This is a genomic window from Pontibacterium sp. (assembly GCF_041587635.1).
Lineage (GTDB): Bacteria > Pseudomonadota > Gammaproteobacteria > Pseudomonadales > Balneatricaceae > Pontibacterium.
Genome location: NZ_JBFGYC010000026.1, coordinates 1 through 16,778 on the forward strand (window position 1 = coordinate 1; position 16,778 = coordinate 16,778).

The 16,778-nt window shown below is 53.5% G+C and carries 12 protein-coding genes; 5 read left to right on the forward strand and 7 right to left on the reverse strand.

Annotation, left to right across the window (positions count from 1 at the left end; genetic code table 11):
- Positions 1-3,348 (forward strand): transporter substrate-binding domain-containing protein (locus ABYW01_RS02925; protein ID WP_372831052.1); only part of this gene is annotated, 3,348 nt, incomplete at its 5' end.
- Positions 3,349-3,441: 93 nt separating this feature from the next.
- Here ABYW01_RS02925 and ilvA read toward each other — a convergent pair.
- A complete protein-coding gene (gene ilvA, locus ABYW01_RS02930; RefSeq protein ID WP_372831053.1) occupies positions 3,442-4,959 on the reverse strand; it encodes a threonine ammonia-lyase, biosynthetic in 1,518 nt (505 codons plus the stop codon).
- Between the two features lie 301 nt (positions 4,960-5,260).
- On the opposite strand from ilvA, the gene rpiA reads away from it, so the two are divergent.
- On the forward strand, positions 5,261-5,938 hold the full coding sequence (gene rpiA, locus ABYW01_RS02935) for a ribose-5-phosphate isomerase RpiA (protein ID WP_372831054.1): 678 nt from the start codon (positions 5,261-5,263) through the stop codon (positions 5,936-5,938).
- A gap of 95 nt (positions 5,939-6,033) precedes the next feature.
- Here rpiA and ABYW01_RS02940 read toward each other — a convergent pair whose 3' ends face one another.
- A complete protein-coding gene (locus tag ABYW01_RS02940; RefSeq protein WP_372831055.1) occupies positions 6,034-6,156 on the reverse strand; it encodes a hypothetical protein in 123 nt (40 codons plus the stop codon).
- A 321-nt stretch (positions 6,157-6,477) separates the two neighbouring features.
- Positions 6,478-7,065 carry a hypothetical protein gene (locus ABYW01_RS02945; protein ID WP_372831056.1) on the reverse strand — a complete coding sequence of 196 codons (588 nt, stop codon included), beginning with the start codon at positions 7,063-7,065 and terminating at the stop codon, positions 6,478-6,480.
- Positions 7,066-7,134: 69 nt separating this feature from the next.
- On the opposite strand from ABYW01_RS02945, the gene ABYW01_RS02950 reads away from it, so the two are divergent.
- Positions 7,135-9,834, forward strand: a complete 2,700-nt coding sequence (locus ABYW01_RS02950) for a DUF748 domain-containing protein (protein ID WP_372831057.1) — start codon at positions 7,135-7,137, stop codon at positions 9,832-9,834.
- 23 nt (positions 9,835-9,857) lie between these two features.
- On the opposite strand, the gene ABYW01_RS02955 is transcribed toward ABYW01_RS02950, so the two are convergent.
- Positions 9,858-12,335 (reverse strand): ABC transporter permease, encoded by a 2,478-nt coding sequence (locus ABYW01_RS02955; protein ID WP_372831058.1) that lies wholly within the window; start codon positions 12,333-12,335, stop codon positions 9,858-9,860.
- Entirely contained in the window at positions 12,332-13,024 is a 693-nt protein-coding gene (locus tag ABYW01_RS02960; protein WP_372831059.1) for an ABC transporter ATP-binding protein, read from the reverse strand. Before ABYW01_RS02960 ends, ABYW01_RS02955 begins: the two co-directional genes overlap by 4 nt.
- On the opposite strand from ABYW01_RS02960, the gene ABYW01_RS02965 reads away from it, so the two are divergent.
- Positions 13,023-13,631 (forward strand): arylesterase, encoded by a 609-nt coding sequence (locus ABYW01_RS02965; RefSeq protein ID WP_372831060.1) that lies wholly within the window; start codon positions 13,023-13,025, stop codon positions 13,629-13,631. The two genes, ABYW01_RS02960 and ABYW01_RS02965, sit on opposite strands and share 2 nt — an antisense overlap.
- On the opposite strand, the gene ABYW01_RS02970 is transcribed toward ABYW01_RS02965, so the two are convergent.
- Together ABYW01_RS02970 and ABYW01_RS02975 are read right to left on the reverse strand one after the other, a co-directional pair.
- Complete coding sequence (locus ABYW01_RS02970; RefSeq protein WP_372831061.1) at positions 13,558-15,339, reverse strand: ATP-binding protein; 1,782 nt, start codon at positions 15,337-15,339, stop codon at positions 13,558-13,560. The genes ABYW01_RS02965 and ABYW01_RS02970 overlap by 74 nt on opposite strands.
- A gap of 170 nt (positions 15,340-15,509) precedes the next feature.
- Positions 15,510-16,094 (reverse strand): Fe-Mn family superoxide dismutase, encoded by a 585-nt coding sequence (locus ABYW01_RS02975; RefSeq protein ID WP_372831062.1) that lies wholly within the window; start codon positions 16,092-16,094, stop codon positions 15,510-15,512.
- Between the two features lie 275 nt (positions 16,095-16,369).
- Here ABYW01_RS02975 and ABYW01_RS02980 point away from each other — a divergent pair, with 275 nt between their 5' ends.
- Positions 16,370-16,612 (forward strand): hypothetical protein, encoded by a 243-nt coding sequence (locus ABYW01_RS02980; RefSeq protein WP_372831063.1) that lies wholly within the window; start codon positions 16,370-16,372, stop codon positions 16,610-16,612.
- Positions 16,613-16,778 lie beyond the last annotated feature (166 nt).

Consider the following 16,778-nt stretch of genomic DNA (forward strand, 5'->3'; position numbering starts at 1 on the left):
GCCGGGGGACTGAAAGACTGGGCACCCTATGATTTTATCAATGCGGATCAGCGCTACAGTGGGATTGTCGCGGACTATCTGGCGCTGATCTCACGTCGCACTGGGCTGAAGTTCGAAACGACATTGGATGAGTGGGACATCAACCTGCAACGGTTGCAGGATAAACAGCTGGATCTGTTGCCGGGGGCCTATAAAACCCCGGAACGTGAAGCCTATGCGCTGTTTTCGGATGCTTACTTCGATATTCTCGATTACTTCTTTGTACATCGGGATCTGCAACTTGAAACACTGGCTGATCTGGCGGGAAAAACGGTCGCGATTCCCAAAGGTTATGCGCAGGCGGAACGGATCAGACAACACTTCCCGGAGATAAACGTGTTGGAAGTGGCAAGCTTTTCCGCTTCGATTGATGCGGTACTGCAGGGTAAAGCGCAGCTGCTGTATGACGGTTACCCGGCGGTTGCCTATGCGCTTGCGAAACAGGGCATTACTGAAATTGTGCCGTTCCGCTCTACCCGGGGACAGGGGCTGAATACCCTGCATATGATGACCCGTGATGACTATCCGCAGCTGGCCTCGATTATCCAGAAAGCCCTCAATAGTATCTCTCAGGCTGAGAAACAGGCGATTTATCAGAAGTGGGTGCAGGGGTTCATTCTGGAAGAATTGAACGCCGTTGATCTTGTGCTGACGCCAGAAGAGCGCCGTTGGTTAGTCAGCAACCGGCAGATCCGTTTTACCGGCTTGCCACAATCGATGCCGTTTGAGATGAACCGTAACGGTCACCATGTGGGGATTGTCGCGGAATATCTGAAGCAGATTGAGGCGTCGATCCCGGTGAGCTTTACCTATCTGCCTGCGGACACTGCATCGCAGATGATGGCGATCGCGGCGCAGCAGCAGGTAGAAGTGGTGTCCTCTTTTCAGGGAGATGATCGACTGACGCAGGATTACCGTGCCACTGTGCCCTACGCTGCTGCACCGGTGGTGGTTCTGATGAAACAGCAGGCGTTTGTGAATGAGCTGGGCGATATTGCCGATGCACATATCGCGCTGGTGGAGGGCTCAGGTTATTCGCAACAGATCAAAACGGAGTACCCCGACGCTAAGTTTGTCCGTGCACGGAATGCGACACAGGCGTTAATGATGCTGGAGAAAGGTACGGTTCAGGCGACAGTACTCCCGATGCCACAAGCCCGCTACCTGCTGAAAACCCAGAATGTGCACTCGATCAATATTGTCGGTAAAACACACGTTAATCAGGCGTTGGCCCTCTACGTCAATAAATCCCGTCCCGCACTGCACAGTCTGCTTGATAAAACCCTGAGCCATATCGATCAGACACAAGGGCCGGTGATTTCAGCCAAGTGGAGCAAGCTTGAGTTTGCTAAGCAGACGGATTACTGGCTGATTGTCCAGGTGGTGACAGTATTGCTGGTCATCATGGGCATCGTATTTTATTGGAACCTGAAGCTGGCACGTGAAATTCGCCGTCGTCAGCAGCTGGAATCAGAGCTGCGCCAGAGTCAGGCTCAATTGCAGGTGGTGATCGACAATGTGCCGTTACGCATTCTGGTCACCGCGCCGTCGGGGGAGGTCTTGTCGGCCAATGCGGTGGTATTGCGCGATTTTGGCATCAGCGCAGAGGAGGCTCGGCGTAAAAATATTGCCGACTATTACGTCAATGATGACGAGCGGGCGGCGGTTAAGGCGCAGCTCGCGCGTGAGGGTAAGGTTGAGCAAAAAGTCGTTTCGATGCGGGAAGCAAACGGGTCTGTCAGCAATATGATGCTCTCGGTGATCCCTATCGAATATAACCATCAGCCGGCATTTTTATCCTTATCGCTGGACCTCTCGGAACGTATTGAGATGGAACAGCAGTTACAGCGCGCCAAAGAACAGGCCGAAGCGGCCAATGCGGCGAAGTCCGAATTTCTCGCGAATATGAGCCACGAAATCCGGACACCGATGAACGCTATTCTTGGCTTTACCGAGTTGCTGCGTGAACAAGTGACAGAACCGCGTTTGCAGGACTTCACCCGAATTATTCAAAACGCAGGTAACTCCCTGCTGCGCCTGATCAACGATATTCTCGACCTCTCAAAGATTGAAGCGGGGAAGATGGAGCTTTCCCACAGTGCCTGTAACCTGCATGAGATGCTGAAAGAGATTGCTGATATCTTCACGATGAATGTCAGTAAAAAGGGCATTCAACTGTATCTCTCGACCGATGACAGTATTCCCGACGCGCTGTTGTTAGATGCGACCCGCCTGCGACAAGTGATTTTTAATCTGATTGGCAATGCGGTGAAGTTTACCGAACGGGGTCATGTGCGGTTGGCTGCGCTGGCGATTAATCACGATGAGGCACGCAGCAAAATTGATCTGGTGATTCGTGTGGAAGATACGGGAATGGGAATTGCACCGGACCAGCTCAAAACCATCTTTGACAGTTTTGGCCAGCAGTTTGGACAAGATAATGAAAAATATGGCGGCACGGGGCTGGGGCTGAGCATCAGTCAGCGTTTGGTCAGTCTGATGGGGGGGCAGATCGACGTTGTCAGTCAGCCGGGGCAAGGGACAACGTTTACGGTCACCTTAAAAGAGGTGGATATTGCCTCGGTGCAGGCGCAAAAGACCCTCAATGCGAGCCTCGCTTTTGACTGCAGTCAGGTCCGGTTCCATCCGGCCACGGTGCTGGTGGTGGATGATGTGGAGGACAACCGGGCGCTGCTGGTACAGAACTTTGCCGACTCACCGTTAACGGTGTACACCGCCGCAGACGGTCATGCCGCGTTGGCCCAGCTGGAGCAACATGAGATCGATCTGGTGATCATGGATATCCGCATGCCGGGGATGGACGGTTATGACTGTGCAGAGCATGTGAAGCAGCGCTGGCCTGAATTGCCGGTCATCGCCTTAACCGCATCCGTTATGCAGGATGAGTTCCAGCAGCTGAAGCAGGCTAACTTTGACGCTTACCTGCGCAAGCCGGTATTAAAAGGTGATCTGTTCCAGACGCTGATGCAGTTTCTGACACATGATATAGAGGCGCATGATGCAGCGACTGACACTGGGGGTGTGCGTCTGCGGGCACAAGACCTACAGCCGTATGTATCTCAACTCAAGCAGCACGCTTTCATGTTGTTTCAGCAATCACAGAAGAGCAACAATATGGACACGATTACCGCGTTTGCTAAAGCCGTCGCGGATGTGGCGGTCGCCGGGCAGGCTCAAGCACTGGACCGTTACGCTACGTTGCTACTGGACGCGGTGGATAGCTTTAATATCATGGCGATCAAAGCGTTGATGACTGAATTTGAATCAGCCTGGGCTGATCTGCCCTGAGTGATCGACGCGATAAGCTGCGTCGCTGAGTTTATAAAAAAGCCCCGTCGGTAAACCGTACGGGGCTTTTTTCGGGTATGGCGTGGGTGATGCTTAGCCAAGAAACAGCTGATAGGCGCGGTTATCGGTTTCTTCCCAGAAGTTGTAACCGATCTCCGCGAGGAAGCTTTCCACTTCGCTACGCTCACCTTCCGGCACCTGCATACCGACCAGTACGCGTCCGTAAGCTGCACCGTGGTTGCGGTAGTGGAACATAGAGATATTCCAGCGGCCGCCCAGTGTGCTGAGGAATTTCATCAGCGCGCCCGGACGTTCCGGGAACTCAAAGCGGTATACCACTTCGTTTTCCAGTGATCCCGGTGCGTGACCACCGACCATATAACGCACGTGCAGCTTGGCGATCTCATTGTCGGTCAGATCTTCCACTTCTGGCACATGTTCACGCAGGTCGTTCAGTAGCGATTCCCGACCACAGCCAGCGGCCTTAGTCTGGATACCGGCAAAGACAATGGCTTCGTTGTCGTCGCTATAGCGGTAGTTAAACTCGGTGATATTGCGCTGCCCCAGTGCTGCGCAAAATGTTTTAAAACTGCCCGGACGTTCGGGGATCTTAGCCGCAATAATCGCCTCGCGGTTTTCACCCAGCTCTGCCCGTTCGGCGATATGCCGCAGGCGGTCAAAGTTGACGTTGGCGCCGGAATCGATCGCAATCAGGGTTTCATCTGAGCAGTTTTCACGTGCGACATATTTCTTCATGCCCGCTACACCCAATGCACCTGCCGGTTCGCAGATGGAACGGGTGTCATCGTAGATATCTTTGATGGCGGCACAGATCTCATCGGTATTGACCGTGATCACCTCATCCACATATTGGCGTGCGATCTCAAACGTGTGTTCACCGATCTGAGCGACCGCCACGCCTTCGGCAAAAATACCCACCTGAGACAGGGTGACGCGCTCGTTGGCTTCCAATGCTGCTTTCAGACAGGCTGAATCTTCATACTCGACGCCGATCACTTTGACTTCCGGGCGCAGGTATTTGATGTACACCGAGATACCTGCAATCAGGCCACCGCCGCCAACCGGGACAAAAACCGCATCAATCGGCCCACTTTCCTGACGCAGGATCTCCATCGCAATGGTGCCTTGTCCGGCAATGACGTCCTGATCGTCGTACGGATGTACGTAGACATAACCGTGCTCTTCAACCAGTTTCTGAGAGTGGGCCAGTGCCTGATCAAAGGTGTCGCCGAAGAGCACCACATTACCGCCCCATGCACGGACATTGTTGACCTTAATGTCCGGTGTGGTTTTTGGCATCACGATGGTGGCATCCACCCCCATCTTATTGGCGGCCATCGCCAGACCCTGTGCATGGTTGCCAGCAGAGGCAGCGACCACACCACAGGCGCGCTCTTCTGCGCTCAGCTGATTCATCTTGTTGTAAGCGCCACGGAGCTTGAACGAGAACACGGGTTGTTCGTCTTCACGCTTAAGCAAAATCTTGTTACCAAGGCGCTTCGACAGTGATGGAGCGACTTCCAATGGAGTTTCAACCGCCACGTCGTAAACACGGGCTTCCAGAATCTTCTTGATATATCGGTGTGCCATAGGGGTATCGGTATCTTGCGGGGGATTTTTTGACTGCGTATTGAGAGAATGGTAAAGGCTCAGGCATCTATGGACAAGCAATAAACAGTGCCAGAGAGCGCTATTTGCGCTTATTACTGCCTTGATTGACGTATTTTGCGCGGCCTGATGATCGTTGATTGTGGGATAGGGGTAATCCAGTGCTTTTGAATATCCCGCGAAAGTAGTGGTTTTTAGCGCCACCGTTGGCTACAAGCCGTCGCAATCTGTGCGTATAATTTCCCCAAAATTGGCTTCTTAGATGACTGGGGATGCGTGACGCATGACACAAGACGAAATGAAGAAAGCTGTAGGTCAGGCTGCGGTTGATTACATCAAGCCGCGCCTGGGTAAAGACAGCATTGTGGGTGTGGGTACCGGTTCTACCGCTAACTGCTTTATCGACGCATTGGCAGAGATCAAGCACTTGTTTGACGGTGCCGTCGCCAGTTCCGAAGCGACCGCGGAACGCCTGCAAGCGCACGGTATTCAGGTATATGACATGAATTCTGTCGCGGATATGGAAGTCTATGTGGATGGTGCTGATGAGTTTGATGACGGCCTGAACCTGATCAAAGGCGGCGGTGGTGCACTGACCCGTGAGAAGATCGTGGCGGCTGTTGCGAAAGAGTTTGTCTGCATTGTGGACAGCACTAAACATGTTGAGGTGATGGGTGAATTCCCGCTGCCGGTGGAAGTGATTCCAATGGCACGATCTCAGGTGGCCCGCGAACTGGTGAAACTGGATGGCATGCCGGTGTGGCGCGAAAACTTCGTTACCGACAATGGCAACATGATTCTGGATGTACATGATCTGGAGATCACTGATCCTAAAGGTCTGGAAGAACACCTGAACAATATTGTGGGTGTGGTAACCAACGGCCTGTTTGCCCAACGTGGTGCCGATGTGGTGCTGATGGGGACTGAAGAAGGCGTGCAGACTATCAAGCTGGACAGCTAATAGATTTGACGTAACTGCCTGAACGGTAAGGGTTCAGGCAGTCTGTGTCTAAGGTACTAAGAACTAAGTGTAAGCACTCAGTATCAGAGCTGAGCTTAGAACGAAACGTTAGACCAGGCGATGCTTGCAGGCATGGTGATCCAGGCCAGTGCTACCAGATTAACCAGAATCCAGCCAAAACCAGAACCGTCGCGGAAATTTTCGTCGTGATGTGCCATTGAGTTCACCCTTTCAAATAGATAAAAATTGAAAAACTGTGCGCGATTTATAAGCAGGATGCTCCGCATAGAAAGAGTCATCCGCAGCTGACGCGGGAAAACTGTCTCGCTTTCTCTCAACGTCGTGACTGCTGTGTTATTGCTGTCTGTTCCGGTTAGCCGGAATCTTGTATGTGTTTATAAATTGCACAGAACTGTCTTGGAGCGCGATTCTAGCAGGACCGATTTGCTTTGAGTAGTCCTGAAATTCCCTTGTTTTTTATAATGATATTTAAGTATTAATACCGAGTTTTCGGAGTGAGGAGCGGCTCAATCGCTGTGTTATCGGCCGTTCGCACGACACCAGTCACCCGCTATTTTGCGCAGTAACACCTTGTTTCGTGTCGGGTTCTCCCGGCTGCCGTAGGCATTCAAAATCCGCTCAATCCACTGCAAAAGACCTCTCGGCAGTTGATCTCCGCTGGGGTAGGTTGAATGAATCAGAAAGGTCTCTTCCGAGTAGAGCACGCTACTCACATCCCCCGAACGCATGTCGACCATAATCAGCGCCTCCTCCATGCCGCCGCAATGATCGCGTGTCCCTTTCATCATCAACTGTTCGTTAATGATACGGATCGGTACAAAACCACCGCCCAGATTACGGAACAGGTGTTGAAAGCCCGCACGGCCGAGCATGGTTTGCAGTACTACATGAAGGTAGTCGTCGTACATCGGTTCACGCAGATACTGATTGTGATACTGGCGCAGGTGCTGGACGGAGTCCGCATCGATAAACAGATCAGGATGATCGTTAAAAGAGAGGAACAACAATTCGTCCGATACGCTCTGCTGCTTCAGTTCACTGAAGGTCAGCGCGAAGGCCGAGTGGCAAAAACAGAGGCTGATGAACAGCAGAGCAATCTTTTTCACGTTAGCATCCCTGTATTTTTTACGATTGGCGTTATGATAGAGAAAGTTGTCTGCTAAGGGATAGATAGGATGCGTTGGTTACTGACACTGCTGGTTATTGTTGCGTTGTTTCTGCACAACTTACCGTACCTGATTCGTGATCAGGCGGTTATCTGGTTACGCTCACAGGGGGTAGAGACGGCCAGCCTTAAAGCCCTGAACGTGAACTGGCTCAGTGGGGAAATCGAAATTCTGGAGCTGCGAGCCGAATCTGACGGGCATCAGTCGCTGAATATCGACCGTCTCTTTGTAAAGCTGGATTATGCGGCGCTCACCGATCAACGCATACTCGTACGTACGATTCAGCTGAAAGGTCTGAACTCCGGCATTGTTGAGCAAGCGCCGTCCCTGTGGCTCGGGCCTATAGACCTGAATGCATTGTCCGGTGATGACAGCACGCAGGAAACATCCGACAGCGGGTCGGCATGGTTGCCGGGGATCGATGATATCCAGCTCGAAGATATCCGCTGGTATACCGCGATGGCGGGTCAGGAACATCAGCTCAATATCTCGCAGGGTGAACTGAAGGATTTCCATTTCTGGAACAAAGAACAACCCACCGCACTGAACCTGGATGGCAGCATTAATGGCGCACCTCTGTCTTTGAAAACAGAGAGTACACCGCTGCCGGAAGAAAAACGCAGCACGCTCCGCGTCAATATCAGTCAGTTCCCGCTGCACAGCGTGACCGCGTTAATCGAACCGGGACTGAAAGCGTTTATCGATCTGGATCTTAAAATCAGTGCCGATTTTAAGGGTGAAACGGGGCAGGTGACGCAAAGCGGGTCGATCCGTGTCAGTGATTTAAAACTGGCGCGGGATGGATTAGACGTACAGCAATCTGACCTTAACTGGAAAGGTGATGTAGCGGTTTCTCTGCGTGATGGTCAACCCGATAACCTGAGCGTTAAAGGCCTGCTGACAGGCAATAAGCTGGATCTTAAGCAACCGGAAACTGAGTTGCAGCTTGCCGGATATACGCTGTCGCTCAACACCCAGTTACAAGGCAAGCAACAGTCATTGAGCCAGAAAGGGCCACTTAGCCTGACGGGCTTGCAGGCCTCACTGGGAGATCAGTCTCTGCAACAGTCGAAACTTGATTGGGATGGCGAGGTCGCGCTGGTACTGAATCAGGGACAACCGACGGATCTGCGTGTGGGTGGTGACTTGAACGGTCAGGGGCTGGTGCTTCAGCAGCAGAAGCAGCAGGTAAAGCTCGGCCAGTACGCGCTCAACGCACAGGTGAAAAGTGCTGACATGGCGGCCTTTGATATCCAGCTACCATCGACCGAACTACAACAGTTCAGTCTGTCTGCGGCAGCCAATCCCCTGTTGGCGTTGCAAAATTTGGTAGTTAAGCAGGCACAGGTGAAGTTGCCGTTGCAGGTGAAAACCGGTCCTGTTTCGGCGGATGGTTTGTTGGTGTTGGGTGAAAACAAACATCTGCTGAAGCTGGCGCGTACACGCCTCAAATCGGTTCACTTTCTGCCAGAGCACGCCGCCGCGTTGGGCAGCCTGAGCATGGCGGGGCTTGATGCAAATGTCACGCTATCGCCTGAAGGAAAAATGAGCGATGTGGACTGGCTGCTGGCGCAGTTGTCGCCGCCGTCAGACGATAAGGTTGTTGCAGATAAGTCCACGAGCGAACCGGCTAAGCCGTTACGGATCAGCCTGAAGAGTTTCGATATGGTGGGTAAAAACCAGATCCACTTCACCGATCAGGGGACGGAGCCTGCGTTTAGCAGCACGGTCGATCTGGAAACCCTGACGTTGGGCGCGGTTGATACCGGCACGGTGCAATCGACCCCCTTTGGTTTACAGGCGACGATTAATCAGTTCTCTACGCTGGATCTGAAGGGTGAGGCTGAACTGAGCGGTGATGAGCACAATGCCAACTGGCAGCTGAATTTGAAGGATCTGGAACTGCCGCCTCTCAGCCCCTACGCCGAACGTTTTACCGGCTATTACCTCAACAGTGGGCAGTTTAATCTGGATGCCAAAGGTACATTGGCAGAGGGCAAAATTGAGGGTGTTAATCAGATGCGCTTGAACCGCCTGACGGTTGATCAGCGCGATTCTGATAAGGTGGCTGCGTTCAGTCAGAAGATCACCATGCCGCTGGAAACCGCGATTATGATCTTGGAGGACAACGACAACAACATTGAGCTGGATATTCCCGTTAGTGGTTCGTTGTCTGATCCAGAGTTTGGCTATCAGAGTGTCATCAATGAGCTGGCGGGGCGCGGTTTGAAAACTGCGGCGATCAGTTTCCTGACGAAATCCCTGCAGCCTTACGCAACCCTGATTTCGTTGGCTAGCACTGCCATGGAGGCCTCTGAAAAAGGCACCTTCATTACACTGACCCCAGTGGCGTTCACACCGGGTAGCGCGGCGCTCAACGGTAAAGGCAAAGAGTATCTGGGGAAACTGTCGGACATGCTGAAGGAGCGTCAGGCAATGCGCCTGAATATTTGCGGACGTGCTGTCGCAGCGGATGGTCCGGAACTGATGCCTGCGCTGGTGGCGGCGAACAAAAAACGTAAGAAACCGTTGTCGCAGGATGCCCTGCAGCAGGAGCTGCAACAGAAGCTGCTGGATCTGGCGAATCAGCGTGCGGCAACAGTGAAACAGCATATGTCTGCCAGCATCGACAACAGCCGTTTGTTCCTCTGTTTTGCCAAAGTAGAACAGACCGCTGATGCTAACGCGCGTGTAGAACTGGGCCTCTGATCAGACCCAGTTCCATGTGGCGTTTACCCCAAGCGACGCAGCAGCTGGTAACTGTTGCGTTCATCGACCCGACGCCGGGCCAGCAGACCGGTCAGTGTGAAGAGCGCTGTCGCCGCCAATGGCAGCAGTAGCCAATTGGTGGGATGCAAAACCGGCTCGATCAGCACCAGCCGCTGATGGATAAACCAGAGCGCAATTTCGCCCAGTGCAGCGGCTAATCCGCCACAGACCAGACCCAATAGTGCAAATTCCAGCAGATCCAGTTGCTGACACTGTTGCGGTGTAGCCCCCAGTGTATGCAGCAGGGCGTTCTCATAGCGGCGCTGGTCCAGCTCCTGACTGAGTGTGGTAAACACCAGCACCAGTCCCGCCAGTAAGGTGAGCAGCATGACGAGCCCTGAGGTATCACTCAGTTTTCCGATCAGGCTGCGTGCCTGTGCCAGCAGTTGCTCGATATCGATCAGGGTGATGGTTGGGAACTGCTGCAACAGCTCATTGCCCACCTTGCGTTGCTCGCCACTGGCGTAAAAACTGGTGATATAACTCACTGGCATGTTATCCAGCGCGCCGGGAGTGAAGATCACGTAGAAGTTAGGCTGGAAGGATTCCCACTGCACGGAACGTATCGAGCTGATGGTGCCTTCCACCGTGTGGCTGCCGATACTGAACATCAGCTGATCACCTAAGGTTAACCCCAGGGTGTTGGCAAATTCCTGCTCGACCGACAGCTGAACCTCGTCACCGTCGCTTTGAGACACCCATTGACCGCTGAGCAGGCGATTATGGGCGGGCATCTGTTTCCCCCAGGTCAGGTTGAGTTCACGGTTCAACGCGTTGTGTTGCCGCTGTTCCGGCGTGAATGCGGTGGCAATCGGCTCTCCATTCAGACCACTGATACGGCCACGGATCATCGGATACAGCTGGCTTTGCAGATCATAGGATTGCAGCAGTTGATCAACGCCGTCCCGTTCATGCTGTTGGATGTTGATCAGAAAATGATTGGGTGTTGTGTCCGGTAGCTGGGACTGCCAGCGATCAAGCAGGTCGGATCGTGCCCAGAGGCTAATGGCCATCAGTGCCAGTAACAAGCTGATAACCGGAATCTGCATCTGGTGCCAGCGCTGTTGTTGCTGTAACCGCAGTCGTAACAGGCGGACCAGCGTGTGTTTTCCTGCCAGGGCAAAGGCGCTGATACGCAGCAACCATGCCCCCAGCTTACCCAGCAACCATGCAGTCACCAACAAGCTGGCGATCAGAATCAGCGTCAGCTTAAGATCGTCCAGATAAAGCATCAACAGGCCTGTCAGCATCAATCCGGCAACCAGCTGTAACAGGCGTCCGCCCAATGTGGTTGGGGTGGCACTGCGCCGGAACAGGTGCATAACGGAGACCTGACTCATCGAGACCATCGGCGGCAACCCCAGCGTAATCAGGCTGACCAGCCCCAGCAGTGCGCCAAGGCTATAAAGTGCGGGCTGAGCGGGAGGCACCGGCTGCGGCAACAGGTCATCCAACAGATACAGTGTTACCTGTTCCAGCCCCAGTGCCACCGCAGTACCCGCGAGTGCGCATACCAGCCAAGCCAACAATAACTGTAACAGGAACAGTCCCTGCAACTGACGGGCGCTCATACCGAGACTGAGTAATACCGCGGCGCGGTCACGGGAGTTAAGCGTGTACCGCCGCAGACTCAGGGCGATGGTCAGGGCTGATATCAGCAAGGTCAGCAACGCGCCTAAACGCAGATAGCGGGAGGCATTGTTCAGCGCACCGCCATTGATATTATTGCTGCTGTCTAAGGTGATCAGACGTTCGCCGCTGGCGAGGTCCGGACGCAGCTGATTCTCCAGTTTAGTCAGTGCCTCCGGGTCACCGGCAAACAGCTGACGGTAACGCACGCGCGAACCCGGCCCCAGCAACCCGGTAGCGTCCAGATCTTGCTGGTTGATCATCACTTGGGGGCTAAAGTTGCTGAAACCATTGCCACGATCCGGTGTGCTGATCAGTTTGGCGGCAATGGTAAATTGTGCGTATCCCAGTTCAATCTGATGCCCAACCTCGAGATTCAGTCGTTCCAGTACAGAGGGTTCCGCCCAGAGTGTGCCTGGTTCAGGAATGCCCGCCTGTTCAGGTTGTGTCACGATGTTGCCACGCAGAGGGTAGGGCATATTGATCGCCCGTAGCGAGATCAGCAGTAAATTTTCACCCGCCTCGATCATGGTTGGGAACTGGGCGACCTGTGAAGTTTCCAGTCCCAATGTGTTGGCATTGTTGGCGATAGCCGTCGGAATCGGGCGGCTGCTATGCAGGGTCATATCGGCCCCCAGCAGATCAGCGGTCTGGCGTCCCAGACTTTGCTCAAGCCGGTCACCCAACACGGCCAGTAAGGTGGCAATCGCGATGGCGACGGTGAGCGCGAGCAGTAACGCTCGCCAGATCGGCAGTCGCCCGGCGGCCAGTGTTTGTTGCCATGCCAGTTTTAGCAGGCTGCTAGCGGTCATTGTGGCCACTCCTGCAGTTCACCGTTATGCAGATGCAGGCGGCGATCACAGCGGCTGGCCAGATGGTTGTCGTGGGTGATGAGTACCAGCGTGGTGTTCTGATCCGTATTCAGCTGGAACAGTTGTTCAATGATCGCTTCTCCGGTGTGCTCGTCGAGATTACCGGTGGGTTCGTCAGCAAACAGCAGGTCGGGTTCTGAGGCAAATGCACGGGCAATCGCAACACGTTGTTGCTCCCCGCCTGATAACTCTGCCGGATAGTGATCTAATCGCGCACCTAGCCCCACTTGTTGTAACCATTCCCGGGCACGGTCAGTGGCTTGAGCGGTACCACGGATCTCCAGTGGCAGTACGACGTTTTCGAGTGCATTCAGCTCAGGTAGCAGGTGGAAGGTCTGAAAAACAAAGCTGATATGGCGCGAGCGCAACTCGGCACGGGCTTTCTCATCTAGAGAGTGCGTATTTTGCCCGGCAATGGCTATGCTGCCTTCGCTGGCCAGATCTAATCCCGCCAGCAGGCTCAGCAGGGTCGATTTGCCGGCACCGGACGGTCCGGTGATGGCGATGGTTTCACCCCGGCGGATCTCCAGATTAATCTGGCTGAACAGTTCCAGCATTCCGGCTTGCGTGTCGAACCGTTTTGCGACATCTTGAGTAGATAAAATGATCTCTGATACAGGCCCGTTCATGTTACGTATTCTCGTCCTTACCTGGCTAATCTGTATAGCTCCTCTGTCCAGCGCAACAACGCTACTGGTGATGGGAGACAGTCTTTCTGCTGCGTACGGTATCGCCCCTGAAAAGGGGTGGGTGGCATTATTGGATCAGCGCCTGCAGCAGAAGGGGTACGCGGTATCCGTGGTGAACGCCAGTATCAGCGGTGAAACCACTCAGGGAGGCCTGAGTCGGCTACCTGCGCTGCTAAAACAGTATCAGCCCGACATCGTGATGTTGGAGCTGGGTGCGAATGATGGTTTACGGGGTACGTTCCCACCGGTCATTCGGAGTAACCTGGATCGTTTGACCCTGCTGTCTCAACAGCAAGGTGCCAAAGTGCTGGTACTGGGCATGCAGTTGCCGCCCAATTATGGGCCTGCTTACACCCGCCGCTTTGCTGATGTTTTTCAGCGCGTGGCGAGCGCGCGCGACACCGCGTTAGTACCATTTTTTATGGAAAGCGTCGCGTTGGAGCCCGCACTGATGCAGAACGACGGCCTACATCCTAATGCAGCGGGACAGCCTTATCTGCTGGATACGGTATGGCCGGCGTTAGAAGCGCTGCTTCCTCAGCCGTAACTGGCATGGGAATCATGACGTTTACCCGGGTGCCATGCTCGGGTGAACTCTGAATCCTGAACTGGCCTCCCAGTGCATTGACTCGCTCGCGCATCCCAATCAGACCAAAACCCCCACCTTTGCTTTCTTCACTCTGGCTAAACCCGTGACCGTTGTCGGTCACGGAAAGTTCCAGAAAATCTTCCTGATCGCTTTGATAGCGATGTAATTCCAGCGTGATGTGATCCGCAGCGGCGTGGCGCAGCGTATTGGTCAGGGCCTCTTGTACCAGCCGATACAGGGTGATGTTGTAGGTCTCGGCCATCTCGTTGAGCGGGCCGCTGAAGCGGGTTTCCAGCTGAATGCCGCGTTTACGCAGTCGCAGGTTGGAGATGCATTCATGCAGCGCGTCTACCAGACCCAGATCATCCAGTGACGTTGGCCGCAGATAGCGCATCAGGTCATAGGTGACCGCGTAAATATGACGGGCGATGGTATCGATCGAGTCGGCACTTTGGTGCACTGCGCTGGTTTCGTTCGGGTGCAAACGCTTCAGCAGCCGGGCGTCGGTGCGGATAGCCGTCAGCGACTGACCAAGCTCGTCGTGTAGCTCGCGCGCCAGATGACGCCGCTCGTTTTCCTGTACCTCCATCACCCGATGCGCCAAACGCTGATTTTCGAGCAGTTGAGCGTTCAGCTCCCGTGTCCGCTGATCAACATGGCTTTCGAGTTGGTTACGCTCACTCTCCAGCTGCTGCAAAACGGCCTGACGTTGCTGCTGTCCTTCCCGTTTCTGCTCCGTATACGCTTGAGTCAGTTTTAGCAGCGCCAGTGAAAAAAGCAGCGCGCCGGCCATCAATACCCAGTTGATATCACTCCATACCATACTGCGGGATAGCTGCACCTGTAGTGGCTGACCAAAGCGATTGAGTTTGTGGGTGACAGACAGGGTCGGCAACCAGTTGTTATCAGGCAATTGACCGCTATTGACCAGCAAACGGCCATTGGCATCTAGCAGTGATATCCGGGTGTAAGAATCTTTGGCGGGGGTGGCTGGCAGTAAACCCTCAAAGGTAATCACTAATGAGGCGACCTGAAAGCTGTCATCCGGGCTGTTGTTATTGGCATATACCACTTGGTACAGCGTGTACGCCGAGCGCCCATCATCCAGGGCGAAGGGTTCGGTGGCGACCGGGCGGCGGTAATAGACGCTGTCGAGGAATGATTGCGCAAAATGCGTGTCGGTGCTCATGTCCAGACCGAGAAATCGCCGGGTTTCTGAATTAAAGGGTTCGATAAACGTAAAAGGGAAAAAGATCCGTTCGCCCTGACTGCCGCTGACCTGTGCCTGATTTTCACCAAAGCGGATACTGAAATAGTCATAACCGCGCGTGCGCATCGTCTGTTCAAAGACGCTCAGATCGTTGATCGATACACGTTCTTGTAACTGCAGGCGGGCTATATGTGGATTGCGGGTACGCATACCTGTCGCAAAGCGCCGTATTGCCTGATGATCGTTCGGTTGGGCATCAACCAGCGTGGTAAAACTTTGCAGCAGAACTTCGTTGAGGCGGGTGCGATCGTAAATACTGTCGTAGAGATACCCGGCTTCGTCATTGACCTGTTGCTGAATGCGACTGTAATCGAGGTTCAGCAGGAACAGTTGCAAACATCCTGTTAGCAACAGCCAGAGTGTTGGCAGTGTCCATTTGGTTAGTGGCGTATTCAATGTCAGACGTCCTGTCCTGAATATAGGGATAATCTTGAAAGACTGGTCAAATACTACTCTTGTTGGGCGGTTTTGACGAGTCTGCTACCGTCGGCCTCCTTGCCGAGGGTAATGGCGAGACCGCTTTTCAAAGCCGTCTCGCGGGTGTCGTTTGCTCAGTGGCTGATGACTTAGCCAGCAAAGTTCTCGTTTACAAAGTCCCAGTTAACCAATTGCCAGAAGGCTTTCAGGTAATCCGGGCGTACATTGCGGTAGTCGATATAGTAGGCGTGTTTCCACAGATCAACTGTCAGCAACGCAGTTTGACCGGCGGTCATCGGTGTGCCGGCATTGCTGGTGTTGACGATCTCCAGAGATCCGTCCGGGTTTTTAACCAGCCAGGTCCAGCTGGAACCAAAATTGTTAACGGCTTTGTCGTTCAGTTCTTCCTGAAACGCTGCAAATGAGCCCCATTTAGCGTTGATTGCATCAGCAACCGCGCCGGCAGGAGCGCCGCCACCGTTCGGTGACAGGCAGTTCCAGTAGAATGTGTGGTTCCAGATCTGCGCGGCGTTGTTAAAGACACCACCCGCAGGTGCGGATAAGATGATCTCTTCCAGCGTTTTGCCTTCAAATTCAGATCCCGGCACCAAACCGTTCAGCTTAACCACATAGGTGTTATGGTGTTTACCGTGGTGGTAATCCAGTGTTTCGGCAGAGATGTGCGGCTCTAGTGCATCTCGGGCATAGGGCAGCGCTGGCAATTCAAAGCTCATGAGTGTTTACCTCCATATTAGTTACAACCATACTGCTGCCCTTCCTACGGAAGAACTCGCAGAATGGATGCGGTAAGTGCATTGAGAATAGCACCGCCTTGAGCGGTTTTCATGGCACAAAACGTAAGGGATTATTGAATGGAAATTGCAGTGCTGCGACTAAAGTAAGCTGAAATACGCGGGTTGAAGCCTTAAAATGTGGTTTCATAACAAAAATCAGAACAAAGTGTTTACAAAATATGGGTAAGATTTTTCTTTGGATTGGAGCTGTATCTATGGCCATATTTCTGGCCAAAACACAGTTGTGGACGTCGGACACCTATGGCCCGTTTGTTGAAGGCTGTATGAAGGGTGATAATGTCACAGAAGAACGCTGCGAATGCCTGGGCAAATATGTACACAAGCATTTCAGCGATAACGAAGTGAAAGCAATTATGGCGCAGCAACTTGACGGCGCTTTTGGTGAAAAGGTACGAGAAGTGGTTGCCGCCGGTTCTCAGGCGTGTCTGACCCCTTAATAGATCATCTTTTCATCCGGCTGAGCGTTTTCAGTCGGTTGACGAGTCCCTTGTGCTCGCTAGCGCATGCAGCGGAAAGTCAGGGTCACCCACGACATAAAAGAACGGGTTGATCAGGCTTTCCTGCTGGTTATATTTCAAGGGCTGCAGGTTCTCTGCATGCACC